Origin of the sequence: Halorubellus litoreus (assembly GCF_037081675.1) — an archaeon.
GTDB classification, from domain to species: domain Archaea; phylum Halobacteriota; class Halobacteria; order Halobacteriales; family Natrialbaceae; genus Halorubellus; species Halorubellus litoreus.
Genome location: NZ_JAZAQL010000003.1, coordinates 530,918 through 555,911, shown reverse-complemented (window position 1 = coordinate 555,911; position 24,994 = coordinate 530,918). Strand labels below are relative to the sequence as shown.

Sequence of the window (24,994 nt, the reverse complement as noted above, 5' to 3'; positions counted from 1 at the left end):
CCGCCGGAGGACAAGCCGGGGCCGCCCGTGCAGGACGGACCGATTCAGTCCGAGTCCACGAACGGGTTCTTCCCGTCCACCATGTTGGTCTTGTAGACGCCGCGGGTCTTCGCGATGGTGTTCCCGTCGTCGTCGTGGAGTTCCGCTTCGACGACGCCGGTCTCGCTCCCGTACCGGTCGACGACGGCTTCCCCGTGGACGTCCCCGGTTGCGGGCCGCAGGTAGTCGATGCGGACGTCCAGCGTCGGGCCGGGATTCCCTTCGACGCTCGCCAGCGCGGCGGCCGAGAGCGAGTCGGCGAGCGCGAACGGGACGGCGCCGTGGGCAAGCCGCGTCGACTCGGAGAGCGAGTGATGGTCGTCGAGCTCGATCTTTCCGCGCGCCACGCCGTCCTCGGCGTCGGTGATCTCGATGCCGAGGTGCTGGCCGAACGGGTACCGGTCGTTGAAACGTTCGATGACGTCCATGCCCGAGCCACGCTCATCAGATACTTGAACGTTACCCAGGCTCGACACGACCGGGTCGAGTACTCAGCTTCGGATTGCGACCGGTTCGGCGCTCGCGTTCCTCTCGCGGCCGGGTCAGATACCGTGTCCGGCGAGGAAGTGCGCGACCGTCCGCGCGGCCGCGTCGACCGTTCGCCCTGACTCCTCGAGCGGCGGCGCGGTCTCGACGACCTCGAACCCGGCGACGCGGTCGTCGCTCGCGGCGAGCCGCACCATCCGGAACAGCTCCCGCGCCGTGATACCGCCCGGCGTCGGCGCGCTCGACCCCTGATAGGTCGCGTCGAGGACGTCGATATCGACGCTGACGTACACCTGGTCGACGTCCCCCAGTGCGTCGAGCGCCCGGTCGATGGCGTCGACGTCGTCGTCGCCGACCTCCTCGGCGGTCACGATCTCGTAGTCGTTGTCGCGAACGAAGTCGTGGTAGCCAGTCGACGTCTCGAAGTGTCGGGCGCCGACGACCGCGAGCGCGTCCAGACCGTCGTCGTGCAGCTGGCGGTACGGCGACCCGCTCGTCGGGTCACCGCGGACCTGTCGACAGTCCAGGTGCGCGTCGAAGCTGACGACGCCGAGCGAGTCCGAGTCCGCGCCGACGTCCGCGTCGAGCAAGGGGCTGGCGTTCGCGTACGTCGTCGAATTGTCGCCGCCGAGGAACACGGGCGTCGCGTCGACGTCGTGCACGTCGCGGGTCGTGTCCGCGATCGCGGACTGTACCATCGCCGTCGGGCCCTGCGGGACGCCGACGTCCCCGAGGTCGCCGACGGAATCGACGGGGCCCGCGTCGAAGTGATGCGTCTTCGTGCTCGCGAGCGACCCACGGATCGCGCTCGGCCCCTCGCTCGCGCCCTGTCGCGAGATGACGGCACCGTCGTACGGTACGCCGACGAGTACCGCGTCGAACGCGTCCGCGTCGTCGAGCGTCGTCCCCTCGACGAGGTGCCCGAACTGGTCGTCGACCGGGTCCTCGCTCGTCGGTCGCCACGCCGGCGGGTCCGTGAATACGGCCATAGCTCCCGGTTCGCCCCAATCGCTCTTCAAGGCCTGGCTTTCGGTCGACGACCAAGCAGTCCCAGTCGAACCGGGGTCGTCGACGCACCACTCCGATTCAGTCCCGCCGTCGACGACGCGTCACTCGGTATCGTCCTCGCGTCGCGCACGCCGCAGGGCGACGCCAGCGGCCGCGGCGAGCGCGCTCGCCCCGGCAGCGAGCCCGAACCCGGGCGACCCACCGCTCCCGGACGTCGTCGTCTCGCCCGCGTCCGACTCGTCCTCGGTGGCCGTCGCCGTCGGCGCCACCGTCGACGCCTCCGTCGGTTCCGCCGTCTCCGTGGTCGTCGTCGGCGTCGTCGTCGCCTCCTTCGCCTCGCACACCGGCCCGATCGAGAACGACTCGGTGTCGCCCGTCAACCGCTGCACGTCCTTGTTCGACGTCACGAACAGGTCGCCGTCGACCGCACGCGGCGTCGTCGACGCCCGCCCTCCGATCTCGTACTCGAAGCGCTTCCCGCCGCCCTGCACCGCGAACCCGTACAGCCATCCCTGCTCGTCGACCGCGTACACCGTCCCGTTCGCCACCATCACGGGCATCTCGACCGGCGCGCGCGTATCCGACCGCCACGCCCACTCGCCGGTCTCCACGTCCATCGCCGTCACGTGCCCGCCCTGAGAGCCGACGAACACCCGACAGTCGGCGACCGCCGGCCCGTTCCAGGGCGCGAACTCGAAGTCCTGTTTCCGCCAGACGAGGTTCCGGCCGCTATCCATGTCGTACGCCTCCATCCGGCCGCGCGCCGCGTTCGGGACGAACAGGTACTCCTCGCCGACCGCCGGTGGCGCCGCGCCACCGATGCCGAACCCGAGCGATTGCTTCCACACCTCGTCGCCGTCGTCCGCGTCCAACCCGTAGACGAACGACGGCTCTCCCTCCGGCCCCCACGTACTCACGTACACGACGCCGTCGCGTACCGCCGGACTGCCGTACATCCGAAGCCCGCTCGCGTCGTCGCTCACGTCGAACTCCCACTGACTGAACCCCTCCTCGGGGTCGAGCGCGTAGAACGTATCGTCGTCGCACCCGACGTACACGCTCCCGTCGTGGTACTTCGGCGAGGACCGAACGATGTCGCCAGTCCCCCACTTCCACTGTTCCTTCCCCGTCTCCAGGTCGATGCCGACGACGAACGACGCGTTCCCCGCTGCGAACACGCGCCCCTCGCCGACGGCCGGCGCGGTGTTCATCTCCGGCATCGGCTTCCGCCAGACGTGCTCGCCGGAGTCCTTGTCGATAGCGTGCAGGTAGTTCCGGTCCGACCGCAGCGACCCGTCACCGACGAGGACCTTCCCGTCGGCGATGATCGGTGGCGCGTACTCGACGCGCCCGTTCTTGTACGTTCCACCGTTCACGTGGTCGACGCTGACGTCGAACGACCAGAGTTCCTCGATGGTCCCCGTCGGCGCGGTCGTGTTCCGCGGGAACCGCGTGTTCCGGAGGTCGAACCCGTTCATCAGCCATTCCGTCGGCGTTTCCACACCCTCGTCCGTCGAAGACCGCTGCACGCTCACCGCCCCCGCACGTGCGGTCGCAGTCGCACTCCCGAGACCGAGCGCGCCGACCGCGCCCGACGTCGCCGCGAGCACCGCGCGTCGCGTCGGCTCGGCGCGCTCGACGCCCCCACGGCCGCCCGTAGTCGCTTCGTCGGTCGTTCCGTCCGTCGGTTCCTCGGCGTCAGTCCCCTTCGCGGACTCCCTCGACGCCACCCCGTCGTCCACGGTCATCTCGCTGGACATACCCGTTCGATGCCACCCAGGCAGCGGACACACAAATACGTTACAGCCTCGCGTCGACTGAACGATGGGGACGCGACGGCGGGACCTCGCGTGGACTCCCGACGCCGACCCGACCGACCGTCCGGGCGCGCGTTCAAGTACGAGGACGCGGCCAGGGCCGCCATGCACGCTCGGAGGGACCGATAGTGGGGCATCGAGCGCTCGTCGCGTACGAACGACCGACCGGCGGCTTCACCGTCAGGTATTCGCAGTGGGGGGCGTGCGGCTACCGGTTGCTGGAAGCGATCACCGAATCGACGCCGCTCGGCGGCGTCCGCGGCGACGACGGGCCGTCCCGGGTCAGACCAGGGCCGCTCGGCGTGGCGGACGACCTCGGCGCGCTTGCCGGCGAGTACGTCGACCCCATCGCGCACGAGGCGGTGTTCGTCGTCAGCGACGCGTACTGCGTTCGCGCGTTCGAACCGCTCGCGTTCTGGAGCGACGCGCCGACGGCCGCGTACGGCGGTGCGCTGGTGTCGCTCCGACGGGAACGCGACCCGAGCGTCGACGCCCGGGAGCTGCGAGCGTGGCGGCGTGGCGCGACCGCGACCGGCCGCCCGAGCGCGGACGCGACCGTCGACGACGTCGAGCGAGAGCGAACGCATCGGCGTCTCTACGACGCGCTCGTCGCGGACGTGGACGGGCGACGCGTGGAGCGGATACCGCCGCGGACGCGAGAGGCTTAACCATCGCCCCCGACAACCATCGGCCGTGTCAGACGAGGCCGTCCGGACGCTCCGGAATCCCAGCGCGTCGAGAGCGAAGGCGTTCCTCGAGGACGCCCTCGAAGCGGGACGGTACGTCACGCTCGTCGGCGCGTGCACCGTCGCGTCGACCACCCGGACCAGCCGCGAGCATCCGCGGGCGCGGCGACACGCCACCTGCAAGCCCGACGGAACCGTCCTCGTGCACGGTCCCAGTGGTCATCGGCCACTTCACCCGCAACCCGACGGCGACCGCATCGACGTGGCCGTCGACGGCGACGCGAACGCGCTCGTCCTCACCGCCGGCCCGACCGCGGGCGCCGAACAGTTCGCCGCGACGTTCGACTCGGTCGACCTCGCGACCGCGTTCCACGTCGACGAGCACGCGACCGACGCGCCGAGCGGGACCGAAGCCGACCTCAAGGACCACGTCCTCGAGCACCCGGAACGCGTCGAACCCGGACTCCGGCCGCTCGCGACGGAACGCGACACGCCCGCCGGTCCCGTCGACGTGTACGCCGAAGCCGCCGACGGACAACCGGTGGTGCTCGAACTCAAACGCGACCGAGCGGGACCGGCCGCCGTCTCCCAGCTCGCTCGCTACGTGGACGCGCTCGCGGCCGACCTTCACGGCGACGCCACGCCCCGCGGCATCCTCGTCGCGCCCGGACTCACGCCGCGTGCGAGACGCCTCCTCGACGACCACGACCTGGCCTTCGCCACCGTGGAGCCACCGCGCGAGTGACGAAGCGCGGAACCAGCGGTCGCGACGACGCTCCGGAACCGGAAGGCGATGCGGTCGCCCGGAACCGGAAGGCAGTGCAGTGGACCGGAAACGATTCACGGGAGAGTCCAGTAGCCGACGCCATGGAGCACGTCGACATCGAGGACGTCGAACCGCGGTTCTTCGCCGGCGAGGACGTCGACCGGCGCGCACTCACCGACGCACTGAACGCGACCGACCTCGCGATCAACTACTATCGACTCGAACCCGAGCAATCGCTCTCCGGCGGGATGCACGCGCACATGGACCAGGAAGAGGTTTTCTACGTCGTCGACGGCACGGTGACGTTCCAGACGCCCGACGGCGAACACGCGGTCGGTCCGGACGAAGCCATCCGGTTCGCACCGGGCGAGTACCAGACGAGCGAGAACCAGAGCGACGACGACGCCGTCGTGCTCGCGCTCGGCGCTCCGAAAGGCAGCACGGACGTTCGCGTCCCCATGGAGTGCCGCGAGTGCGGGGACGCCGACTCGCTCCAGTTCGTGATGACGAGCGACGGCCAGCACCTCGAGTGCCCCGAGTGCGGGAACGTCGTCGAGATGGACTGAGAGTCGCGGCCCGGACCGCGCCGGTCAGACGGGCGACGGTTCGCCCGTCGTCTGCGCCTCCCCGCGAACCGCTCGTTCCAGGAGCGGACGAAGCAACCCGACCAACGGCGTGTTCGCGCCGTCCGTCCACACCGCGCGATGCCCCTCGCGGCCCGGCAGCGACCCCGGGTCGTCGCTACTGACGAGGAGCGCGCGCCCGTCCACGAGCAGGACGCTCGAGACCGCCCCCGGTCGGATGGGGAACGACTTCCACCACGTCCACGTCTCCAGTACCGTCGCGTCCGGGACCGCCTCGACCACTCGGTCGCGTATCGGTTCCCCCGGGGAGCCGACCGTCACGGACACCCCGCGTTCGTCCGCCGCGACGAGCGCGGCGAGCAATTCCTCCGAGAGCAGTCCCTCCGCACCGATAGCGACGACGACGGACTCGTCGGCGTCCTCGATCAACGTCACCATCCGTTCGGCGACGTCCGCACCGCCCTCGATCACCCAGACGTCGTCGTCCTCGGACTCGCGCGCCGTCGCGTGCAACTCCGGTAACAGCTCGTTCAACCGATCGAACCGCGTCTCGAACGCTCGCTGGAGCGTCGCGACCGCGGTCTCCGGTCGCACCGCACGATACTTCTTCGGGTTCGCCTCCTGCACGTCCACGAGCCCGCGCTCGGCGAGCGAATCCATGCAGTCGTAGACGCGAGCGCGCGGGACGTCCGCGACCTCGCTCACCTCCTTGGCGGTACCAGTGCCGACGCGCGTCGCCGCCACGAAGCACTTCGCCTCGTACTCCGTGAACCCGAGCGCTTCCAGGAGTTCCTCGGTCTCGGGGACGGCGTCGACGCTACCGTACTCGGTCATGGTGGGCCTCTCGTTCGGTCCATTGCTTTCTCGGTGGTTACAATCGCGTACTGAAAGTCGTTACTCGACGGCCGCCCGCGCCAAGGCCCCCGCCTGAGGGAGTCGGCCCGAGGGGCCGCGACAGCGGAATGTCGCGGGGTCGGTCAGTCGGCGGTCGCGTAGTGCTGGTCGTCCGCAGCACGGAGGAGTTCGCGGTAGCGGCTCCGGATGGTGACGGCGCTGACGTCCGCGACCTCCGCGACCTCCTCCTGCGTGAACTCCTGGTCGAGGAGGCGACTCGCCGCGTAGATGGCGGCCGCGGCGAGCCCGGACGGGCTCTTCCCGCTGTGGACGTGCGCGCGCTTCCCGGCGGACAGGAGGTCGGTGGCGCGACGCTTCAGTTCCTCGCTCGCCCCGAGCTCGGAGCAGAACCGCGGGAGGAAGTCGTCGGGGTTCGTCGGCTCCATCGCGAGTTCGAGTTCGCGGGCGACGTACCGGTACGCGCGAGCGAACTCGCGGCGGTCGACGCGACTCACGGGCTCGAACTCGTCGAGACTCCGCGGGACGTCGCTCTGGCGCGCGGCCGCGTACACGGACGCGGTTGCGACCGCCTCGATGGAGCGCCCGGGGAGGAGGTCCTCCTCGAGCGCGCGCCGGTAGATGACGCCAGCGGTCTCCGCGACGGTGTCGGGCAGGTCCAGCGCCGAGGACATCCGCTCTATCTCGCCGAGCGCTTGCTTGAGGTTGCGGTCCTTCGCGCTCTTCGCACGGAAGCGTTCGTCCCACGTGCGGAGGCGCTGCATCTGCTGGCGTTTGCGCGCCGACAGCTGTCCGCCGTAGGCGTCCTTGTTCTGCCAGTCGATGACCGACGACAGGCCCTTGTCGTGCATGAGGTTCGTCGTGGGGGCGCCGACGCGGGACTTCTCGTTCTTCTCCTGGCTGTCGAACGCGCGCCACTCGGGGCCGCGGTCGACCTCGTTCTCGTCCACGACGAGCCCGCAGTCGCGGCACGCCGTCTCCCCATGAGTCTCGTCGGCCTGGAGCTCGCCACTGCACTCCGGGCAGGTCTCCTCGTCGACGGCCTCGTCGGTGGTCTCGCGGTGGGTTACCTCCTCGTTTCGCCGGGTGGCACCCTCGCGCTCGGTACGACCCCGCTCGGTCAGCGTCGTGAACGTCGTTTCTGTCATCGGTATAGCTCCGGGCGGCCGAGCCCGTTCTGTACCACCACGTAGAACCTCTACTACTATAATAGTATCGCTCGAGTACTACTACAATAGTAACAAGCTCAGTTTGCCATGTGCTGGACTCGTTGCTCCTGATTCCGGCCGAGGTGGGCACTCCGACCGTCCGGAGAGTCGCCCGTCGACTGCCCCGTGTCACCGGTCGGCCGGAGCGTGCATCGCTGCCCCGGTGAGGTGATGCAACTACGACTACAGCGCCATCGGAAAAGTCGCCTGTACCCAACCAGTTCGGTAGACGCGCTCAGTCGTCGAGTTCGCGCTTGAACTCGTCGAGTAACGCAAGCGCCTCCATCGGCGTCGTGTCGGCGACGTTCACCTCGCGAAGCCGCCGCGCCACCGCCTCCGAGCCCGCAGACACCGACGCGAACTCGTCGAGCGTCGCGTGCTCGCCGTCCGACGCCGGCGCCGACCCTTCCACGTCCGGACCGACGGCAGGCACCTCGCCCTCGTCGACGGACTCGCTCGCCGCGAGCAACTCGCGCGACCGTTCCAGGACCGACTCCGGCACGCCTGCCGCCTGCGCCACCTCGACGCCGTACGACGCCGTCGCCGCGCCCCGCGACACGGAGTGGTCGAACCGGACCTCGTCGCTCGTCTCCGTCGCCGCGAAGTGCAGGTTGAACGCGCCCGGAAGGTCGTCCGCGACCGCAGTCAACTCGTGGTGGTGCGTCGCGAACAACGTCACCGCCTGCACCTCGTCGTGGACGTACTCCGTCGCCGCCTGCGCGATAGCGAGCCCGTCCGTCGTACTCGTCCCACGACCCACCTCGTCGAGGAGCACGAGCGACTCGGGCGTCGCCTCCGAGAGGATGTCCGCGAGCTCGGTCATCTCCACCATGAACGTCGACTGGCCGCCCGCGATGTCGTCGCTCGCGCCCACACGCGTGAACACGCGGTCGAACACGCGAAGGTCCGCGGACGCCGCCGGCACGAAACTCCCCGCCTGCGCCATGATACAGATACAGGCTACCTGCCGCATGTACGTCGACTTCCCGCTCATGTTCGGGCCCGTGACGACCGCGAGATACTCCTCGCGGTCGAAGTGCACGTCGTTCGGCACGAACGACTCCTGCGTTCGCTCCACGACCGGATGCCGGCCCGCCTCGACGTCGACCCCCGTCTTCGAGAACTCGGGGCGACAGTAGTCGTAGCGCGCCGCGACGTCCGCGAACGACACAAGGACGTCCAGTCGCGCCACGCGGTCCGCGACCCCCTGCACGCGCTCGGTCTCCTCGCCGACTGACGCCCGAACCTCGCGGAACAGCTCGTACTCGAGGGCGTCCGCGCGCTCGGCCGCCGACAGGATCTCGTCCTCCCGTTCCTTCAACGCCGGCGTGTAGAACCGCTCGGAGTTCTTCAGCGTCTGCCGTCGCTGGTAGTCCTCCGGGACCGAATCGAGGTTCGGGTTCGTCACCTCGATGTAGTACCCGTGCACCTGATTGCGTCCGACCTTCAGCGAGTCGATGCCGGTTCGCTCGCGTTCCCTGGCTTCCAGGTCGTCGATCCACTGCTTGCCGTCGCGCTCGGTCGCCCGCAACTCGTCGAGGGCCGCGTCGTACCCTTCGCGAATGACGCCGCCCTCCGTCACCTCGATTGGTGGTTCCTCGCGGATGGCGCTCCCGACGAGGTCGCGGACGTCTTCGAGCACGTCGAGTCCCTCGCGGACGTCGACGAGGAGGTCGCTCTCGGCGTCGGCGAGCGTCGACTTCAACTCGGGGACGACGTCGAGCGTGTCCTTCAGCGACCGGAGGTCGCGCGCGTTCGCTCGCCCCCGCGACACTCGCGAGATGAGCCGTTCGAGGTCGTAGACGTCCCGGAGCGCGTCGTGGAGGGCTTCGCGCGTGACGACGTCGTGCTTGAGTTCGGCGACGGCGTCGTGCCGGCGCTCGATGTGCTCGCGGTCCAGGAGTGGACGACGCAGCCACTCGGTGAGTCGACGGCGACCGAGCGCGTTCGCGGTCTCGTCGAGGACGCCCGCGAGCGTCGCGCCCTCGACGCCGCGGACGCTCCGGCGCTCGAAGAGTTCGAGGGATTCGAGCGCGGTCGGGTCGAGCACGACGTACTCGCGGGGGTCGTAGTGCGTCAGGTGATTCAGGTACCCGAGGCGCTCGCGTTCGTCCGCCTCGCTCGGGTCTTCGGGTATCTCGCCGGTCGCCGCGGCGCCACCGCCGCGCGTGTACTCCGCGTAGGACAGGAGCGCGCCGCAGGCGCGGACCTCGGCGTCGGTGAGGCCGTACGTATCCGGGTCGCCGAAGTACTCGCGGACGCGCTCCGCGGCGGCGTCGCGCTCGAACGCCGTCTCGTCGTACGGCGACACCATGCAGTCCGCGTCGAACGCGTCCGCCGACACCTCGGGCCCGACGATCGCCTCCGCGGGCCCGAACCGCCCGATCTCGTCCGCGACCGCGGCGGGCGACGTCGGGTTCGTCGCGTAGAAGTCGCCCGTCGACACGTCCAGCACCGCGAGCCCGTACCCGGAGGCGAGCGCGGCGACGAAGTTGTTGTCCGCACCCCCGAGGAGTTCGTCCTCCGTGAGCGTCCCCGGCGTCACCACCCTGGTAACGGCGCGGTCGACGACCCCAGTGGTCTCCTCGGGATCCTGCACCTGGTCCGCGACCGCCACCCGATACCCGGCGTCGAGCAGGCGCTCGATGTAGCTCTCGGCGTTGTCGATGGGGATGCCAGCCATCGCGTACCGGCCCGTGTTGTCCTCGCGCTTCGTCAGCGTCACCTCGCACGTCCGCGAGACCGCGCGCGCCGCATCGCAGAACGCCTCGTAGAAGTCACCGACCTGGAACAAGACGAGCGCGTCGTCGTACCGGTCGGTCAGCTCGAAGTACTGACTCATCATCGGCGTCAACTCCTCGGCTATCTCCGCCATCTCCGCGGGCGGCCCCAGCGCCGATTCCATGCACGCGACTCCGGTACCGGACGGGAAGAACCTCACGGAACCCCGTCAGCAATCCACCGGAAGCGAACCAGGAGAGCGTGTTCACCGTCAGTACACGTCGACGTCGAGCGTGACCCGCCGGCGTTCCCCTTCGAGGTCGGCGATGGCGTGCTCGAAGACCTTCGTGGCCTCTCGACGCACCACCGGTTTCAGTCGGTTGAGGACGTCGTCGACGGACACGAGGGGTGGGAGGCGGGGGAGTCGCGACCGCGAGCGGTCGTACTCGGCGCGGAGCGTCACGCGCGTCGACGTCGCGGCCGCGTCGTCGGGAGCGGGTTCGTCGGTCGTCGCCGCGCCGCCGTCCGTCTCGGAGTCGACGGGGTCGAACTGCCAGTCGCCGCGCGCGTGCAGGCCGTTCGGGGTGCGCCACCCGATGCGGTTCGGTTCGTCGAGGTCGGTGACCTGCGTCGGGAACGTGTAGGAGAGCTTCCACCACGAGAGTTCGATGTCGAACCGCGTGCCGACGCCGCCGTCGCCGCGGCGGCGGACGTCCCTGACGAACTCGCTGTAGTCCGCGTGCCCCTCGAAGTCGAGCACGAACGCGTACGCCGCCGCTGGCGGGACGTCGACCGTCGTGGACACCTCGATGACCGTCACGAGCGGACGCAAGGACGGCGCTGACATGAACCTTACTCGCAACCACGTCGGCACCGCACGCGCGACGGCGTGCCGCCGCCCGGCCTCGCGACGTCGACGGCCGCGACGCCCCGCGACGCCGCGGCGGTTCCGCACGGTTTTTCAGCGGGTACCGAGTAACGTCGGGTATGGACGACGTTTTCGTCGCGCAACTCATGACGTCAGACCCGAAGACCGTCTCGCCGGACACGCTCGTCGAGGACGCCGCGAACATGATGCTCGAAGCGGGCATCGGGAGCGTGCTCGTCGTCGACGACGACGACAGCCTCGAGGGCATCCTCACGACGACCGACTTCGTGAAGATCGTCGCCGAACGCAAGCCGAAGGACCAGACGCCCGTCTCCGAGTACATGAGTACGGACGTCCTGACGACGGACGCGCAGGAACCCATCGAGCAGGTCGCCGACCGCCTCATCGAAGCCGGCATCCATCACCTGCCGGTCGTCGGCGACGACGGCGTCCCGATGGGTATCATCACGACGACGGACCTCGCCGCGTACGTCTCCTCGGTGCGGAACCCGAGTCCGGCCTGAGTTCGGCCGCTGGCTGCAATCGCGTTTTGAACCTACGGAAAGCCCTTACCGACGGGGCTTGACGCGTCGCGTGTGAGACGCCGCGCCCTCCTCGCAGCCCTGGCCACGACCACGGTCGCGGGCTGTGCATCCACGACCGACGACGCGACGACCGACGCGACCACGACCGACGGGACAACCGCTGACGGTACCGTCACGGACGGAGCGTCGTCCGTCGACGGGACGACGACCGACGACGACGGCGGCGGTCCGGAACCACCCGAATCGATGGAGGCGTTCGTCGAGCTCGACGTCGCGCCCGAGACGTGGTGCCTGACGCACCACTGGACGCGGACGGACGACGGCGGGCGGTTCTCCGTCTCGTTCGCGGGGACTGCGACGGCGTCGTCGCCCGCGACCCTGCGCGCGTGGCTCGTGAACGACAGCGACTACGAGCAGCCGTTCGACCTCGCTACGTTCCCCGCGTTCGGGCGCACCGAGAGCGACGTCCCACACGAGCTCGGTCGGCCGCGCGAGCGCCTCGGGTCGAACTGGGAGCGACGCCGGTTCCTGGTGCCGACGACGAACCATCCCGCGTTCGAGGACCCGCCGAGCGTCGAGCGTGCGGACGACGGCCGGTGGACGGCGACGCGGATGGACGACTGGCGCCTGGGCGTCCGGCGACTGGAGCCCGGCGAGTTCGCGTTCGGCGAGTACCACGTCGTCGGGCACCCCGACCGTACGGAGGCGTTCCCACGACGCGGCGTGTACGAGTTCGACGGGCACGACTTCGGGTTCGCGCTCGCGACGTGGGAGACCGGGCGTCCGGGCCGCGTCGAGCCGTCCGCGTTCGAGGGTCGGTCGGTGCCGGCGATGCCCGGGGACGGGACGCCGACGTGGTACCACGAGGCGGACGCGACGACGCCCGTCGTCGTGGAGCCGGACGTCGAGCAGGGACGGCTCCCGGTCCAGGTGCGGTTCGTCGCCGCGAACCGGTCGCGGGAGACCGCCCAGTGCGGGCACTGGAACCTCTTCAAGCTCGACGGCGGCGAGTGGTTCCACGTCGCGCCGCTCTACCACACCGCGGACTGCCGCGCCCTCGCGCCCGGGACCGGGAAGCAGTACGTACTGAACGCGTACCACGGCGAGGCGCTACCGGACCCGGAGTACTACGGGCCGGGCGGGAGCGTCGGCTGGCTCGGCGGCGGCACGTACGGCTTGGTCGCGGGCTACGGGCCTGACGGCGGCGACGGCGCGGCGCTCGTCGAACTCGTCGGCCCGGACCGAACCGTCGTCCCGACGGACGACGCGAGCGCGACCGTCGACGGCGACGTCGTCCGCGTGTCGACGGAGCCGCCGGACGCCGACTTCGAGCGGAGCGAGCGCGTGACCGCCACCCTGGAGCGCGTCGACGCCGCGTCCGACGGCACCCGATACCTCCCCGAGCAGGTGATGCGTCGCTACTATCGCGCCCTCCGGAACACGCTCGCGTTCGTCGACGACGCCGACCGGGTCGTGCTCGACACCACCGACCGGTGGCCCGAGCGCGTCACGGGCTACGAGGCGACCGCTACGACGTTCCGGTTCGAGGGCGACGCGTACGAGTTCACGTGGCAGAAGCAGACGTAGCGGCGGGACGCGAGGTAGCGGTTGGATTCGCCTGGCGACGGCGGTCGCCGGGGTTCGGGGGAAGAAGCGACGTTCGTTCGACGGTCAGGAGCCGACGACGCGCGGACTCCGGCGGGCGTCGCGTCCCTGGACCTCGGTGGCCTGGAGTCGGGTGGTCGCGCGGACGGCGTCCGCGGGGACGAACACGTCCGCGTCGACGGTTCGACTGGCGCCGGGTGCGACGTAGCCGGCGTCGCACGTTCGGCTGGCGACGACCGAGCCGGACGCGTCCCGGAACTCGACGACTGCGACCGCGTCGACTCCTTCGCCCTCGTTCGCGACGACGATTTCGACGCGACCGAGGCCGCCCGCGAGCGCCGCGACGTCGGTCTCCGCGCCGTCGTCGTCGCGGAAGGTCACTCGGTCGACGGTCGCGAGTTCGCGATCCGCGTCGATGTACCTGAAGAGCCGTTCGGAGATGTCCTCGTAGAGCCGGTCGCCCGCTGTGCCGGGTCCGAACAGCGTCCCGATGGGGTTCAGGTCGGCGCGGAGGTCGCTCGCGATGCTCGGCCGGTTCCGCGTGTTCGTCTTCAGGCGTCGGTAGTCCTCGACGAACGGGTCGAACGCCGCCGGAAGGTCGCCGTCGAACATGTCGTCGTACGCGCGGAGTTCGGCGTCGAAGTTCAACAGCGGCGGGAGCGGTTTCGCGGGGCTGGTCGCTGGCACCCACGGTCTGGCGTCGCGAGCCCGCGCACGCCGAGCGTCCGCGGGGGGCGCCGCGACGGGGTCGAAGTACCCGAAGGCGTCGAGGAGGAACGCGAACAGCGCGCTGATGACGGTGACGAACAGGACGCCGGCGGTGAGGAGGTACGCGACGGTCGTCGGGAGCGTCAGCTGGAAGAGCGCGATGAACACGATGCTCACCATGCCGACGACGAGGAGGAACGACCCGAGGTTCGGGTTCGGGCCCGTGAGGAACTCGACGTTCGTCAGGAACCCACCGGTGGGTTCGTCCCGCGATGTCGTCGCGTCTCGGGGCTCGCTCGCATCGTCCGTGGGTTCGTGCTCGGTACCGGTGTCGCGGTCCGCTGTCGTCTCTTCAGGGACGGCCATCAGGCTCTCACCTGGGTCGCGGTCGCGCGTTCGTCGACGGCGCGCCGGAGCACCTGCAGGAGGTGCGATACCCAGAGGCCGGCGGTGAACCCGAACAGCGTCCCGACGGTCGCGATGCGGATGGTCTCTCCGAGCGGGGCGAACGCGGCGAGTATGCAGAGTCCACCGAACAGCATCATGAGCGCGTACTGCGCTCGCGTGTCGCGGTTCGCACGGCGTATCTCGGCTATCATATGTGTATTGATACGTCCCGGGTGGGCTTAAGCACGATACCACCGGTAGCGACCCGATAGGGACGCTTGAACACGGCTGCACGAACGGCCCACGTCGCTCGCGACCGCCTAGAGGACGTCGTCGACGTCGTGTTCGGCCGCCATCCGCGTCGCCTCGCTGCGATACCACTCGACGGTATCGGGGTCGTCCACGTCCCCGAGGTTCCCGGGGTCGGCGGCGACCGAGACCGGCGTCTCCGGCGCGTCGGTGAACGACGTCAGTGCGCGCTCCTTCCGATAGTACCGCTTCCCGTCCGGCGTGGCGTACGTGAGGATGACGAGGTTCAGTTCGTCGTCCGAGTACGTGCGCTCGACGAGCCAGGTGCGGACGGTGTCGGGCTCTGCGGTAGACATGACTCCAACTAGGTGCGCCTGACATTTCAACTCGTCGCGCACCAGCGACGAGTCCACTCACGGCGACAGCGCGGCACGCCAGGCGCCGCGAACCGAGCAGCAGGCGGCTCCTACTCCTCGCCGCAAGCGTCGGCTTTCACCCGCTCCGGGTCGCGCTCGCGGCACCGGCGGCGGCGCGCGTGCAACGGTCGTGAACTGCCCGACGGTCGTGGTCAACCCCTGGAACGCTTGATGCAGGGAATCTGAGGGGTCGGGGAGCACCGACGCGGCCGATACAGTAACTGGTTGGTATGGATTAGTCGACGCATAGCAAAGCCTTCGTAGTCGAAAAGAGGCACCCATGCAGACAGTATTGCTCGCCGCAGGTGACGGGGAACGGCTAGAACCGCTGTCCGCGAGCGTCCCGAAACCGCTTCTCCCCGTCGGCGGCGACCCCCTCCTCGTTCACGTCGCGCGTCGCGCGGTCGCCGCTGGCGCGACGGACCTCGTCGTGGTCGTCCCACCGTACTATCAGCCGTTCGCGAAGGCACTCGGTGACGCCGTGGACGGCGTTCCCGTGACGTACGCCTTCCAGCCGCGACCGATGGGGACCGCGAACGCGCTCGTCGTCGCCCGCAATCACCTCGACGGCGACTTCGTGGTGCTCCCCGGTGACGCGCTCTACGACGACGCGGCACTCGGGTCGCTGTACGCGAACGTTCCGACAGTCGGCGTTCGAGCGCGCGACGAACCCGCGACCGACCCCGTCGTCGTCGGCGACGGCGGCCCGCTCGACGTCGAACGCCTCGCCGACGACGAAAGCGGCGCGTACGTCGACGCCGGTGCGGCGTCGCTTCCCGCGGAAGCGAAGCACTGGACGCGTCCGCCCACGAACGACTCCGGGGAGCGCGACCTCGCCGCGGTCGTCGAACGGACCGCAGCCGGACACGACCTTCGGCCCGTCGTCGTCGACGACCACGTGGACGTGGATTCCCCCGCCGACCTGCTCGCCGCGAACCGACGCGCGTTCGACGAGTGGGCCGAACGGTCGCCCGGACAGACCGTCGACGGCTCCGTCGACGAGATGGCGCGCCTCCACGGCCCAGTGCGCGTCGAACCGGGCGCATCCGTCGCGTACGGCGCCGTCGTCGAAGGACCCGCGATCGTCGCCGCCGGCGCTCGCATCGAAGCCGACGCGTACGTGCGGCCGTACTCGTACGTCGGCCCGAAGGTCGTCGTCGGCCACGGAACGGAGCTATCGTCGTGCATCCTCCTGTCGGGCGCGACCGTCGGGTCGATGTCCACGCTCGTCGACAGCGTCGTCGGTCCGAACGCGGACGTCGGCGCGCGAACGCACGTCGTCAGACCGACGCAGCTCCCCGACGCACTCGACGCCGAAGCGGACGTCGGACCGCGACCGACGCCCAACCCCGACTTCGGTGTCGTCGTCGGAGAGAGCGCGACCCTCGGCGACGACGTCCACGTCGACCCCGGTGTCGTCGTGCCCAGATACGCGACGGTCGACACCGGAACCCGGCTTCGCGCCGCCGACACCCGCTGACGGACGGTCGTTCCCCGCCGTACAGACCGTATACGACTCATTCTCTCGACGCCTACCGTCGAAACAGCCCCACGCTACTCCCACCCGTGGTGTGCTAGGCGGAGTGTAACTAACGGACGAACGAGTGTCCGTTACTAGCGTCGAGCCGGTCTCGAACCGGCCATCACACACACCATGGAACTTACCGTACATCCGCTCCGCGAGGAGAACGTCGGAAACGGACTCGCGGCGGTCGACATCGCCGCGATGTCCAAGCTGGACCTCTTGAGCGGTGAGTTCGTCGAACTCACGAACGGCGACGACTCCATCCTCCGGCGCGTCTGGCCGGGCTACCCCGACGACGAAGGCGCCGGCATCGTCCGCATCGACGCGGCCCTCCGCGAGCAACTCGGCGTCGAGATCGGTGACGTCGTCGACGTCGCAACGACCACGCCCGTCGACGCCGAAGCGCTGCTCGTCGGCGTCGAAGAGCCCTTCGCCAGTCTCACCTCGTTCAAACACTCGCTGCTCGCCGACCTCGAGGGCTCCGTCCTCGCCCCCGGCTGCACGGTCGCAACGACGTTCAAGGGCGCCCCCGACCGGAGCTCGATACCGGTCGCCGTCGCCGCCGCCCGCCCGGACGGCGTCGTGCGCGTCACGCCAGGGACCGACCTGGAGGTGCGGTCGTACGCGCACGCCGGGGAATCGAACCACCCGAGTGCGACGACCGACGCGGAAGACGACGGCGAGAACGCCGACAGCGACGGCGCACCCGGGCACGGGCACGCCGAAGGCGATAGCGCTCGTGAAGCCCGGAGCGACGGCGGGGAAGCGCAAGTACAGCCGCCACAGGACGCGAACGCCGTCACCACGCGTCGACCCGAGACGACGTACGCGGACGTCGGCGGGCTCGACGACGCCCTCGCTCGCGTCCGCGAACTCGTCGAACTGCCGTTCCAGCGCCCGGACCTCTTCGAACAGCTCGGCGTCGACCCGCCCGCCGGCGTCCTCCTCCACGGACCGCCCGGAACGGGGAAGACGCTGCTCGCGCGAGCGGTCGCGAACGAGGTCGACGCGACGTTCGTCTCCCTGCCCGCGGCCGAAGTGATGTCGCGGTACTACGGGGAGAGCGAGGAGTACCTCCGCGACGTCTTCGAGGAGGCCCAGGAGAACGCGCCCGCCATCGTGTTCATCGACGAGGTCGACGCCATCACGCCCGAGCGCTCGGACGCCGCCGGCGACGTCGAACGGCGCGTCGTCGCCCAGCTCCTCACGCTCATGGACGGCCTCGACCAGACCGACCGCGTCGTCGTCATCGCTGCGACGAACCGCGCCGACGCCATCGACCCGGCGCTGCGCCGCGGCGGGCGGTTCGACCGCGAGGTCGAGGTCGGCGTTCCCGACCGCGACGGCCGCGCCGAGATACTCGACGTCCACACGCGCGACGTCCCGCTCGCGGACGACGTCGACGTGGACGCCATCGCCGACCGCACCCATGGGTTCGTCGGCGCGGACCTCGCGAGCGTCGTTCAGGAGGCCGCGATGCGAGCACTCCAGCGCGCGCACAACGACACCACGACCGGGTCGGTCCGCGAAGCCCCCGTCGTCACGGGCGCGGACTTCGAAGCGGCGCTCGAGGACGCCGACCCGTCCGCGCTCCGGGACATGCACGTGGAGATTCCCGCCGTGTCCTGGGACGACGTCGGCGGGCTCGGCGCCGCGAAACGCACGCTCCGCGAAGCCGTCGAATGGCCGTTGAAGTACCCGAACGTCCTCGAGAAAGCGGGCCTCGACACCGGGAGCGGCGTGCTCCTGTACGGTCCGCCGGGGACGGGGAAGACGATGCTCGCGAAGGCCGTCGCGACCGAATCCGAATGCAACCTGCTGTCCATCCAGGGCCCGGAACTCCTCTCGAAGTGGGTCGGTGAATCCGAGTCACGGCTCCGGGAGGTCTTCCAGCGCGCCCGAGACAACGCCCCAGCGGTCGTCCTCTTCGACGAGATAGACGCGATCGCGGGCGAGCGCGGCCAGCAGACGGGGTCCGGCGTCGGCGAGCGCATGGTCGGCCAGTTACTCACCGAACTGGACGGCATCGGCGGCCTCGAGGACGTCCTCGTCGTCGCGACCACGAACCGCCCCGAGCTCATCGACGGCGCGCTCCTGCGGCCCGGACGCCTCGAACGCCAGGTGCACGTCCCCGTCCCGGACGCGAGCGCTCGCCGCGAGATCTTCGAGGTGCAGACCGCGGACGCGCCGCTCTCCGAGGACGTCGACCTGGACGCGTTCGTCGGACGCACCGACGGGTACGTCGGCGCCGACATCGAAGCGATCTGCCGGGAAGCGGCGACGCGAGCGACGCGCGCGTACCTCGAGACCGTCGGCGACGACGTCGACCCCGAGACCGGCCCCGGCCCCATCGTCTCGCACGCGGACTTCGAAGCGGCGTTCGCGGACGTCGACCCGAGCGTGCCGGCGGACGTCCGCGAGCGCTACGAGCACTACGAGACGCGCCACGAACAACCGCCCGTGGACGCGAGCTCGCCCGCAGGCTTCCAGTGACCTGAGCCTGCGATTCAGGTACCGACGCGATAGCGCGCAGATGAAGGGCGTTACCCGTTCGGAAGCCCACGAGTAGTAGCGATTTACCGTCGATAACGGACACCTACCGAGGAACGCGAAACCTCTTGAAAGATTACTCGCGGATACTACGCGTATAACCTTGCCCGTCGCCCGCTTGACTCTCCACAGACGCCGCACGCGGCGCGCGACGACGGGACCGATTCCCGGTGGGGTTCGCGACCCGCGGTGGACTACACGAACCATGGTCATAGAGCACACAGACATTTCGAACGCGGACGACGTCCACGTCGACGTCTTCCACTGCGCGTCGATGCACGGCACACACGAGCAACAACGACACGTCATCGGTCGGCTCGAATCGATCGCCGAGACGGGGAACGTCGACCGCGTGCACCGGCAGGCGTGGGCGCACGAACTCATGCCCGAAGCAGACGACGACTGGTGCGAGGAAGCCCGCGCGACGTACTCGCGGTTCTGGACGTGGGCGCGCGAGCACGACCGCACGCTCGAACCAGCGTTCGGGACGCGAACGGTCTCGTCGATGGTCTCCGACGACAGCTACGAAATCATCACGTTCCCCGTACTGTGCGTCGCGGTGTACGCGGACGGCACCCTCGTCGAGGTGGCGCCTTCGACGGACGTGGAGACAGACACGACGTACACCGTCACGGATTGCATCGACGACCTGGAACGCACCGTGAGCGCGCAACGCGCCCGCGCAAGTACCTGAACGAGGCAGTTCGTGAAGACGACTGCGCCAGTTCGTGACCCCGTCAGGTCGCGACGACGGGGAGTGGATCGATACAGGCCACTCCAACGGCGGTCACGACGCGAGATGACGAGCGACCACAGCCGTCCCCGGCAGAACCGGATATCGAACGACCACTCGCGTTCCCGCAGGACTACGGATATAGATATATCAGTGCAGACCGTATAGGACGGTAACACGACTCTCAGGTATCCTCTAATGACCCAGTACGACGTGACACCAACGTTCGACCCCGACGACGGCCGGTACCACATGGAGTGTGACTGGCATTCGGTCCCAGGTCCCGGCATCGTCGTCGTGGAGGCGGTCGCGAACGTCATGTGCTGTGATGCACTGGACCTCGAACCCTTGCAGAACGCAGTCGACGTCGACGGACTCGAATCCATCCTCACCAGCGCTCACGTCGCCCCGGTCACCATCGAGTTCGAGTACGCGAACGCCAGCGTTCGCCTCGGCCGGGACGGCCACGTCGTCATCGACCCGAAGTAGCCCCAGTGCATCCGGCGCTCCGTCGGTCGTCGACCCGGGGAGCCATCCTTTCGGTTCACCGTTCGTCTTCCTCGTCGACGTTCAACGCCTCGTACAGCCGTGCGGTGACGACGCGCTCGACGATGTCGACGAGCGGCGGGCCGTCGTCGCCGTAGTCAGCGAAGATACCGAGCGGTATCTCGCCACCGGCCATCTCGCTGTGTCCGCCCGCGCTCCCGACGTCCGCGAACGCGGCCGCGAGCACCTCGCCGACGTTCACGCGAGCGTCCGTGGTACGCGCGCTGAGGTGGATGTCGTCGTCGACGATCCCGAACACGATGGCGGTGTCGACGCCTTCGAGCGTCACGAGGTAGTCCGCGGCCTGCGGGAGCGCGTCGCGCTCGCTCGTCCGCCCGACGTGCGAGACGAGCAGCGACCCGCGGACGCTCCGGTTCGCTATCGCGTCGGCGATAGCGTCGACGGTCGCACTACTGATCGAGGGCACGGAGAGGCGATGCAGGAGGTCCTCGTCGATGCGGTCGTGGAGGTAGCCGGCGGCGTCGTACTCCGCGACGGTGACGCCACGCAGGAACCCGAGGGTCTCCCGGCGGATCGCGAACAGGAGCGCGGTGGCGAGGGTCTCGTCCACCTCGACGTCGAGCTCGCGCACGTACCCTGTGAGGATGGTGGCGGTCGCGCCGACGTCCTCGCGGTGGTCGACGAACCGCGCCTGGACGTCGTCGGCCGGATGATGGTCGAGGACGACGTCGACGGAGACGTCTTCGGGGACCTCGTTGTTCGCGCCCGGCTTCGAGTGGTCGACGAACGCGAGCAGGTCACCGGGCTCGCGGTCGCGGACCGCCGCCTCGTCGAACCGCGACAGGTCGATGTCGAGCAAGTTCACGAACGCGCGGTTCTGCTGGTGGCTTATCTCGCCGCTGTAGTAGATGTCGTACTCGTCGATGCCGGCCGCGACGGCGATGCGGCCGAGCGCGAGTGCGCTCGCGAGACAGTCCGGGTCCGGGTTGTTGTGGCAGACGACCGTGAGGGTGTCGCCGTCCGCGAGCAGGTCGAACAGGGCGCGCGCGTCCATACCGGCCAGTCGACGTGGTGACACAAGGACCTAGGGGCGATTCGTGCGCCCGCTCGCCGCTCCGGAGGCGCACCGTCGGGGCGGCTTTTTATACCCGTGGCGGCCATCCGGGCAGCTATGTACAACTACCGGGTGGCCACCGTCTGGGGGATCCCGATCAAGGTGAACATCTCCCTCGTGGTGTTCCTCCCCGTGCTCGCGTGGATCATCGGCGGAACTGGACAGATAGAGCTCTACGCGGGTCTCGTCGAGGTCGTCTCAGGCGTACCGCTGGACGTCGAGACGCTGCAAGCCGGCAACAACGGGTTCGTGCTCGGGGCGCTCGCCGCCATCGGGTTGTTCGCGAGCGTCACGGTCCACGAACTCGGGCACGCCGCGGCCGCGCGCCGGTACGGCATCGAGACGAGCGCCATCACGCTCTGGATCCTCGGCGGGCTCGCGAGCCTCGAACGCCTCCCGAAGGAACCGGGACGAGAACTCGTCATCGCGCTCGCCGGCCCCGCGGCGAGCGTCGTCACGGGCATCGCGTGCTACGCAGCGCTGTTCGTCGTGCCAGCGTCCGCGCCGAGCGTCGTGTTCGTCCTCGGATTCCTCGCAATCACGAACGTCACGCTCACCGTGTTCAACCTCCTGCCGGCGTTCCCGATGGACGGCGGGCGCGTCCTCCGCGCGTTCCTCGCACGGTCTCGTCCGTACGTGGACGCGACGCGAATCGCGGCGCGCGTCGGCGTCATGTTCGCGATCCTCTTCGCACTCGTCGGGCTCTTCGGTGGCGCACCGATGCTCCTCCTGCTCGCGCTGTTCGTGTACAGCGCCGCGAACGGCGAGAGCCGCGTCGTCGCGCTCGAAGGGATGCTCGACGGGTTCCTCGTCAAGGACGTCGTCGACCGCGACCGCCCGACCGTCGACGCCGACGTCACGCTCGACGCGTTCGCGCAGCGCGTCCTCGACGACCGCGTCGACCACCACGTCGTCCGCGACCGGGGCGGCCGCGTCATCGGCCTCGTCGGCCTCGACGCCCTCCGCGAGCACGGTCGCGACACGGGGACGCTCGTCGGCGACGTCGCCACCACCGACCTCCCCACCGTCGACCTCACCACGCCCGCGTTCGACGCCCTCCGCGAGATGGACAAGGTCGAATATGCGTTCGTCACCGACGGCACCGACGTCGTCGGCATCGTCGAACGCGAGGACTTCGCCTCCCTGCTGGAACTCACCGGCCTCAGCCAGCGCGACCGGTTCGCGCAGTGAACGCCGGTCGATACGGTTCCACGAACACGAACACCGGAACCACGCTCGAGATAGCGAGAAACACGTAACCCATTTTACGTCAATCGGTTGAAGAGCGTCAGCAGTTACTGAACACGCGATCTCGTAGCTCCCTAGGCTTCATTCGTGAACACGAGAAGCAGTTAACAACTCTCTATCGTGTTTATATGAGGTCAAACCGGGGAGGGCGGATACGAAATTGGGGGTTCTAACATTGGAGCTGAGCTAAGAAATTTCGAGCTGTTTACCCAAATATCTCAACTTGACGCTAATGATTGGGTTCAGTTAACTGGAATCTGACTCAGAGTCTTCCTCAACGAAGTCAGATAGAGTAGTCCCACCGGTCGCATATTCGCGTTCCAATTGAGTTAGCTTCTGAGATTCATATTCCTCTAGACGAGACTGCAGATCATCTTGCAATTCTGTTTCAGCCATCTTTTCGCGGATTTCATTGATTAACTTTTTTTGATTCTTATGTGCTTTGAAGATCGCCCGGTGGCCGTCCGAAAGGCGATCGCCGCTATTCTCTTCCCTCGAAATTAAATTGTAATCAATCGCCCGGTCCAAGAAGCTCAGGTACAGTGTCTTACGTTCTTCCGGCAGGTAATTGGAAAGCTCCATTTTAAACAGACTCTTCCAGTCAGAATAATTGAAGACATCATTGCCTTGGCGATGGTGCCGGTTAACCAAGGTTAGAATCATATCCTGAATTTTCAGAATGCTGCTGGATGAATAAGTGAAGTCCACATACTCCTGATATTCCACACCGCTTTGAAGCGTATTGGAAATGTATCTTGAAAGTTGATCATCCGAGTGACCATTAAATGGGGCAGTCTTCTCATGCTTGAACATTTGATGATAGATCATACAGTCCGATCCATGAGTTGCTAAACTCCACCCGATGAGGTTAATTCCGAGTTCCTCTACCTTCTGCTGAATTTTATATTCTGGAAGCTGTCTTGACGACATCACGAAGTCCATCTCTGAGGCTTCCCAACCAACCATTCGCTCAAGATAAGATGCTACGTCAAGATCATCAGGGAGATTCTGCTCAATGACTTCTTTTTTCTCTTGATAATTTTTAAGTTTCTTTTCAAGATGGGTAGTAAGTCGCCGCTCACACTCTACAAAAACAAGAACCTCTGAATCTTCAGAGGCGATTAGAATGTCTAAATTGTTCTCTTTTTGATGGAACAGAGGCTCCGTTCTGATAAAGGAATAATCAATATCCTCCCGGTCTTGGAATGCCGAAATAACCACGTTAAAATCATCTGTTTCTTCTCGATCTTCGGATATTATGTTGGAAATCTTATCCAGATACTCTTCTTTTAACTCTCGTTTTAGTTCAGATCTTTTCGTTTCGAGTGAACTATCCAACTCTTCAACAGCTTCCTCAGGTAGACGGTTTCTCCGCTTCTTAAGATTTTCAGTCATTAGTTGGCGAGTTCTTGGACTGAGGCGCTTGGATCAACGTTCTCAACGAGAAAACGATAGAACCGTAGGATGGAGTCAAACCTCGAATTATGTTTCGGAAGGATTGTCAGCTTCTTCCCATCCGTAGTGAGGGACAACATCCCACCGTTTTGTTCATCAATTAGTCTTCCAGTCAATAGTAGACTCCCCCTCTCGGTGTTGATTTCGTATGGGTAGAACTGCCCATCTTCAAGTTCGCTTATGAAGTCTTCTCGATCCTCATACTCCAACGCATTAGACAACTGAATTTCAAGTGATTGCTTATCAATCCTCTCGAGTTCGTCCTCCTTGACTAGATCCAGCTTCGTCGACTGAATCTGCTCGTTCATACGTTTTACCCGCTTCAAGGCAAATTCCTTGACAATGTCGTTGAAGAAGTAGCTAGCGTCACCACCTTTCATAACGAACTCGCCTTCTTCTCCGAATCCAAAATCGGCGAGCGAGGGAATTTCAAACTGTAATTTCTTTGGCGTCACCCCGTATTCCATCCGTGCTTCGTCAAGCGTCTGAGCGGCGTCTTCACCTTTGTACTCTTGACGTCGTTCAAACTCCGGTCTCCGTTCCTTCTGGAAACGCCGTTCACTGCTCAGCTTTTCAGCAATAAATTTTGTAAGCCGACTCCCGTCAACACTGAGAATATCTTCCATGATAGTGTCAATTTTCTCAGGAGGAATCCAAAGATGGTAGACTCCTTCAGTAGACACAATAGCGGGTTTTGCTGTCCGCCTAAAGTCCTCGGAAGAGTTTAGAGTGAATAAAATCGGCGTCTCGGTTTCCTCCTCCATGTACAAATAAAAATAGACCTCAAACTCTTTCCTGTAGCGTGTGTAGGATTGATGGAGCCTGTAGAATTCCCCTTGCTCCGAGACCTCGAAGGAACGTCCGAACAAATCCGCTAGGTCTTCTAAAGAAAGATCTGAGGTAAGACAAATCGCTCG

At 67.0% G+C, this 24,994-nt stretch carries 23 protein-coding genes; 10 read left to right on the top strand and 13 right to left on the bottom strand.

Annotation, left to right across the window (positions count from 1 at the left end):
• Positions 1 to 44: 44 nt before the first annotated feature.
• The 3 genes from VYJ16_RS17450 to VYJ16_RS17440 form a co-directional block, all read right to left on the bottom strand.
• Positions 45 to 467, bottom strand: coding sequence for a PaaI family thioesterase (locus VYJ16_RS17450; RefSeq protein ID WP_336351589.1), 423 nt, complete (start codon positions 465 to 467; stop codon positions 45 to 47).
• 114 nt (positions 468 to 581) lie between these two features.
• On the bottom strand, positions 582 to 1,514 hold the full coding sequence (hutG, locus tag VYJ16_RS17445; protein WP_336351588.1) for a formimidoylglutamase: 933 nt from the start codon (positions 1,512 to 1,514) through the stop codon (positions 582 to 584).
• Between the two features lie 120 nt (positions 1,515 to 1,634).
• Positions 1,635 to 3,281 (bottom strand): outer membrane protein assembly factor BamB family protein, encoded by a 1,647-nt coding sequence (locus VYJ16_RS17440; RefSeq protein ID WP_336351587.1) that lies wholly within the window; start codon positions 3,279 to 3,281, stop codon positions 1,635 to 1,637.
• A gap of 197 nt (positions 3,282 to 3,478) precedes the next feature.
• Between VYJ16_RS17440 and VYJ16_RS17435 the strand changes: the two genes are divergently transcribed.
• The 3 genes from VYJ16_RS17435 to VYJ16_RS17425 all read left to right on the top strand — a co-directional run bounded on the left by VYJ16_RS17435 (position 3,479) and on the right by VYJ16_RS17425 (position 5,368).
• Positions 3,479 to 4,018: a DUF6735 family protein gene (locus VYJ16_RS17435; protein ID WP_336351586.1), complete on the top strand. Its 540-nt coding sequence runs from the start codon at positions 3,479 to 3,481 to the stop codon at positions 4,016 to 4,018.
• Between the two features lie 25 nt (positions 4,019 to 4,043).
• Positions 4,044 to 4,781, top strand: coding sequence for an endonuclease NucS (gene nucS / locus VYJ16_RS17430; RefSeq protein ID WP_336351585.1), 738 nt, complete (start codon positions 4,044 to 4,046; stop codon positions 4,779 to 4,781).
• Positions 4,782 to 4,903: 122 nt separating this feature from the next.
• Positions 4,904 to 5,368 carry a cupin domain-containing protein gene (locus VYJ16_RS17425; RefSeq protein WP_336351584.1) on the top strand — a complete coding sequence of 155 codons (465 nt, stop codon included), beginning with the start codon at positions 4,904 to 4,906 and terminating at the stop codon, positions 5,366 to 5,368.
• A 24-nt stretch (positions 5,369 to 5,392) separates the two neighbouring features.
• Here VYJ16_RS17425 and VYJ16_RS17420 read toward each other — a convergent pair whose 3' ends face one another.
• From VYJ16_RS17420 to VYJ16_RS17405, 4 genes are all read right to left on the bottom strand, one after another.
• Positions 5,393 to 6,220: a TrmB family transcriptional regulator gene (locus VYJ16_RS17420; RefSeq protein WP_336351583.1), complete on the bottom strand. Its 828-nt coding sequence runs from the start codon at positions 6,218 to 6,220 to the stop codon at positions 5,393 to 5,395.
• 143 nt (positions 6,221 to 6,363) lie between these two features.
• The gene (locus tag VYJ16_RS17415) at positions 6,364 to 7,386 is read right to left on the bottom strand and encodes a transcription initiation factor IIB (protein WP_336351582.1); all 1,023 of its coding nucleotides are present in this window, start codon (positions 7,384 to 7,386) and stop codon (positions 6,364 to 6,366) included.
• A gap of 295 nt (positions 7,387 to 7,681) precedes the next feature.
• Positions 7,682 to 10,351, bottom strand: coding sequence for a DNA mismatch repair protein MutS (gene mutS / locus VYJ16_RS17410; RefSeq protein ID WP_336351581.1), 2,670 nt, complete (start codon positions 10,349 to 10,351; stop codon positions 7,682 to 7,684).
• Between the two features lie 87 nt (positions 10,352 to 10,438).
• Positions 10,439 to 11,014 (bottom strand): SRPBCC family protein, encoded by a 576-nt coding sequence (locus tag VYJ16_RS17405; protein ID WP_336351580.1) that lies wholly within the window; start codon positions 11,012 to 11,014, stop codon positions 10,439 to 10,441.
• A 140-nt stretch (positions 11,015 to 11,154) separates the two neighbouring features.
• Between VYJ16_RS17405 and VYJ16_RS17400 the strand changes: the two genes are divergently transcribed.
• Both VYJ16_RS17400 and VYJ16_RS17395 read left to right on the top strand, forming a co-directional pair.
• Positions 11,155 to 11,559: a CBS domain-containing protein gene (locus VYJ16_RS17400; protein WP_336351579.1), complete on the top strand. Its 405-nt coding sequence runs from the start codon at positions 11,155 to 11,157 to the stop codon at positions 11,557 to 11,559.
• Between the two features lie 72 nt (positions 11,560 to 11,631).
• Positions 11,632 to 13,167 carry a hypothetical protein gene (locus VYJ16_RS17395; protein WP_336351578.1) on the top strand — a complete coding sequence of 512 codons (1,536 nt, stop codon included), beginning with the start codon at positions 11,632 to 11,634 and terminating at the stop codon, positions 13,165 to 13,167.
• 84 nt (positions 13,168 to 13,251) lie between these two features.
• On the opposite strand, the gene VYJ16_RS17390 is transcribed toward VYJ16_RS17395, so the two are convergent.
• The 3 genes from VYJ16_RS17390 to VYJ16_RS17380 form a co-directional block, all read right to left on the bottom strand.
• Complete coding sequence (locus VYJ16_RS17390; RefSeq protein ID WP_336351577.1) at positions 13,252 to 14,259, bottom strand: hypothetical protein; 1,008 nt, start codon at positions 14,257 to 14,259, stop codon at positions 13,252 to 13,254.
• Positions 14,259 to 14,492 carry a hypothetical protein gene (locus tag VYJ16_RS17385; protein ID WP_336351576.1) on the bottom strand — a complete coding sequence of 78 codons (234 nt, stop codon included), beginning with the start codon at positions 14,490 to 14,492 and terminating at the stop codon, positions 14,259 to 14,261. Before VYJ16_RS17385 ends, VYJ16_RS17390 begins: the two co-directional genes overlap by 1 nt.
• Before the next feature lie 108 nt (positions 14,493 to 14,600).
• Positions 14,601 to 14,885 carry a DUF7967 family protein gene (locus VYJ16_RS17380; protein WP_336351575.1) on the bottom strand — a complete coding sequence of 95 codons (285 nt, stop codon included), beginning with the start codon at positions 14,883 to 14,885 and terminating at the stop codon, positions 14,601 to 14,603.
• A 340-nt stretch (positions 14,886 to 15,225) separates the two neighbouring features.
• Here VYJ16_RS17380 and VYJ16_RS17375 point away from each other — a divergent pair, with 340 nt between their 5' ends.
• From VYJ16_RS17375 to VYJ16_RS17360, 4 genes are all read left to right on the top strand, one after another.
• Entirely contained in the window at positions 15,226 to 16,425 is a 1,200-nt protein-coding gene (locus tag VYJ16_RS17375) for a sugar phosphate nucleotidyltransferase (RefSeq protein ID WP_336351574.1), read from the top strand.
• A gap of 174 nt (positions 16,426 to 16,599) precedes the next feature.
• Positions 16,600 to 18,963, top strand: coding sequence for an AAA family ATPase (locus VYJ16_RS17370; protein ID WP_336351573.1), 2,364 nt, complete (start codon positions 16,600 to 16,602; stop codon positions 18,961 to 18,963).
• A gap of 262 nt (positions 18,964 to 19,225) precedes the next feature.
• Entirely contained in the window at positions 19,226 to 19,714 is a 489-nt protein-coding gene (locus VYJ16_RS17365) for an HTH domain-containing protein (protein WP_336351572.1), read from the top strand.
• A 237-nt stretch (positions 19,715 to 19,951) separates the two neighbouring features.
• A complete protein-coding gene (locus tag VYJ16_RS17360) occupies positions 19,952 to 20,242 on the top strand; it encodes a HalOD1 output domain-containing protein (RefSeq protein WP_336351571.1) in 291 nt (96 codons plus the stop codon).
• 55 nt (positions 20,243 to 20,297) lie between these two features.
• Here the strand turns inward: VYJ16_RS17360 and VYJ16_RS17355 are convergent, their stop codons facing one another.
• Positions 20,298 to 21,314 carry a DHH family phosphoesterase gene (locus VYJ16_RS17355; protein ID WP_336351570.1) on the bottom strand — a complete coding sequence of 339 codons (1,017 nt, stop codon included), beginning with the start codon at positions 21,312 to 21,314 and terminating at the stop codon, positions 20,298 to 20,300.
• 117 nt (positions 21,315 to 21,431) lie between these two features.
• On the opposite strand from VYJ16_RS17355, the gene VYJ16_RS17350 reads away from it, so the two are divergent.
• Positions 21,432 to 22,565: a site-2 protease family protein gene (locus VYJ16_RS17350; RefSeq protein WP_336351569.1), complete on the top strand. Its 1,134-nt coding sequence runs from the start codon at positions 21,432 to 21,434 to the stop codon at positions 22,563 to 22,565.
• A 303-nt stretch (positions 22,566 to 22,868) separates the two neighbouring features.
• Here the strand turns inward: VYJ16_RS17350 and VYJ16_RS17345 are convergent, their stop codons facing one another.
• Both VYJ16_RS17345 and VYJ16_RS17340 read right to left on the bottom strand, forming a co-directional pair.
• Positions 22,869 to 24,017, bottom strand: a complete 1,149-nt coding sequence (locus VYJ16_RS17345; RefSeq protein WP_336351568.1) for a hypothetical protein — start codon at positions 24,015 to 24,017, stop codon at positions 22,869 to 22,871.
• Positions 24,017 to 24,841: a hypothetical protein gene (locus VYJ16_RS17340; RefSeq protein ID WP_336351567.1), complete on the bottom strand. Its 825-nt coding sequence runs from the start codon at positions 24,839 to 24,841 to the stop codon at positions 24,017 to 24,019. The genes VYJ16_RS17345 and VYJ16_RS17340 overlap by 1 nt, the downstream gene beginning before the upstream one ends.
• Between the last annotated feature and the right edge of the window lie 153 nt (positions 24,842 to 24,994).

What these genes read in the sequence shown, in the direction of transcription:
- VYJ16_RS17440 (WP_336351587.1), bottom strand. Translation starts at nt 3,281, where the DNA reads ATGACCGTGGACGACGGGGTGGCGTCGAGGGAGTCCGCGAAGGGGACT.
- VYJ16_RS17425 (WP_336351584.1), top strand. Translation starts at nt 4,904, where the DNA reads ATGGAGCACGTCGACATCGAGGACGTCGAACCGCGGTTCTTCGCCGGC.
- VYJ16_RS17365 (WP_336351572.1), top strand. Translation starts at nt 19,226, where the DNA reads ATGGTCATAGAGCACACAGACATTTCGAACGCGGACGACGTCCACGTC.
- VYJ16_RS17380 (WP_336351575.1), bottom strand. Translation starts at nt 14,885, where the DNA reads ATGTCTACCGCAGAGCCCGACACCGTCCGCACCTGGCTCGTCGAGCGC.
- mutS (WP_336351581.1), bottom strand. Translation starts at nt 10,351, where the DNA reads ATGGAATCGGCGCTGGGGCCGCCCGCGGAGATGGCGGAGATAGCCGAG.
- VYJ16_RS17385 (WP_336351576.1), bottom strand. Translation starts at nt 14,492, where the DNA reads ATGATAGCCGAGATACGCCGTGCGAACCGCGACACGCGAGCGCAGTAC.
- VYJ16_RS17370 (WP_336351573.1), top strand. Translation starts at nt 16,600, where the DNA reads ATGGAACTTACCGTACATCCGCTCCGCGAGGAGAACGTCGGAAACGGA.
- VYJ16_RS17360 (WP_336351571.1), top strand. Translation starts at nt 19,952, where the DNA reads ATGACCCAGTACGACGTGACACCAACGTTCGACCCCGACGACGGCCGG.
- VYJ16_RS17345 (WP_336351568.1), bottom strand. Translation starts at nt 24,017, where the DNA reads ATGACTGAAAATCTTAAGAAGCGGAGAAACCGTCTACCTGAGGAAGCT.
- VYJ16_RS17400 (WP_336351579.1), top strand. Translation starts at nt 11,155, where the DNA reads ATGGACGACGTTTTCGTCGCGCAACTCATGACGTCAGACCCGAAGACC.
- VYJ16_RS17355 (WP_336351570.1), bottom strand. Translation starts at nt 21,314, where the DNA reads ATGGACGCGCGCGCCCTGTTCGACCTGCTCGCGGACGGCGACACCCTC.
- VYJ16_RS17375 (WP_336351574.1), top strand. Translation starts at nt 15,226, where the DNA reads ATGCAGACAGTATTGCTCGCCGCAGGTGACGGGGAACGGCTAGAACCG.
- VYJ16_RS17350 (WP_336351569.1), top strand. Translation starts at nt 21,432, where the DNA reads ATGTACAACTACCGGGTGGCCACCGTCTGGGGGATCCCGATCAAGGTG.
- VYJ16_RS17415 (WP_336351582.1), bottom strand. Translation starts at nt 7,386, where the DNA reads ATGACAGAAACGACGTTCACGACGCTGACCGAGCGGGGTCGTACCGAG.
- VYJ16_RS17340 (WP_336351567.1), bottom strand. Translation starts at nt 24,841, where the DNA reads ATGGAGGAGGAAACCGAGACGCCGATTTTATTCACTCTAAACTCTTCC.
- hutG (WP_336351588.1), bottom strand. Translation starts at nt 1,514, where the DNA reads ATGGCCGTATTCACGGACCCGCCGGCGTGGCGACCGACGAGCGAGGAC.
- VYJ16_RS17390 (WP_336351577.1), bottom strand. Translation starts at nt 14,259, where the DNA reads ATGGCCGTCCCTGAAGAGACGACAGCGGACCGCGACACCGGTACCGAG.
- VYJ16_RS17405 (WP_336351580.1), bottom strand. Translation starts at nt 11,014, where the DNA reads ATGTCAGCGCCGTCCTTGCGTCCGCTCGTGACGGTCATCGAGGTGTCC.
- VYJ16_RS17420 (WP_336351583.1), bottom strand. Translation starts at nt 6,220, where the DNA reads ATGACCGAGTACGGTAGCGTCGACGCCGTCCCCGAGACCGAGGAACTC.
- VYJ16_RS17450 (WP_336351589.1), bottom strand. Translation starts at nt 467, where the DNA reads ATGGACGTCATCGAACGTTTCAACGACCGGTACCCGTTCGGCCAGCAC.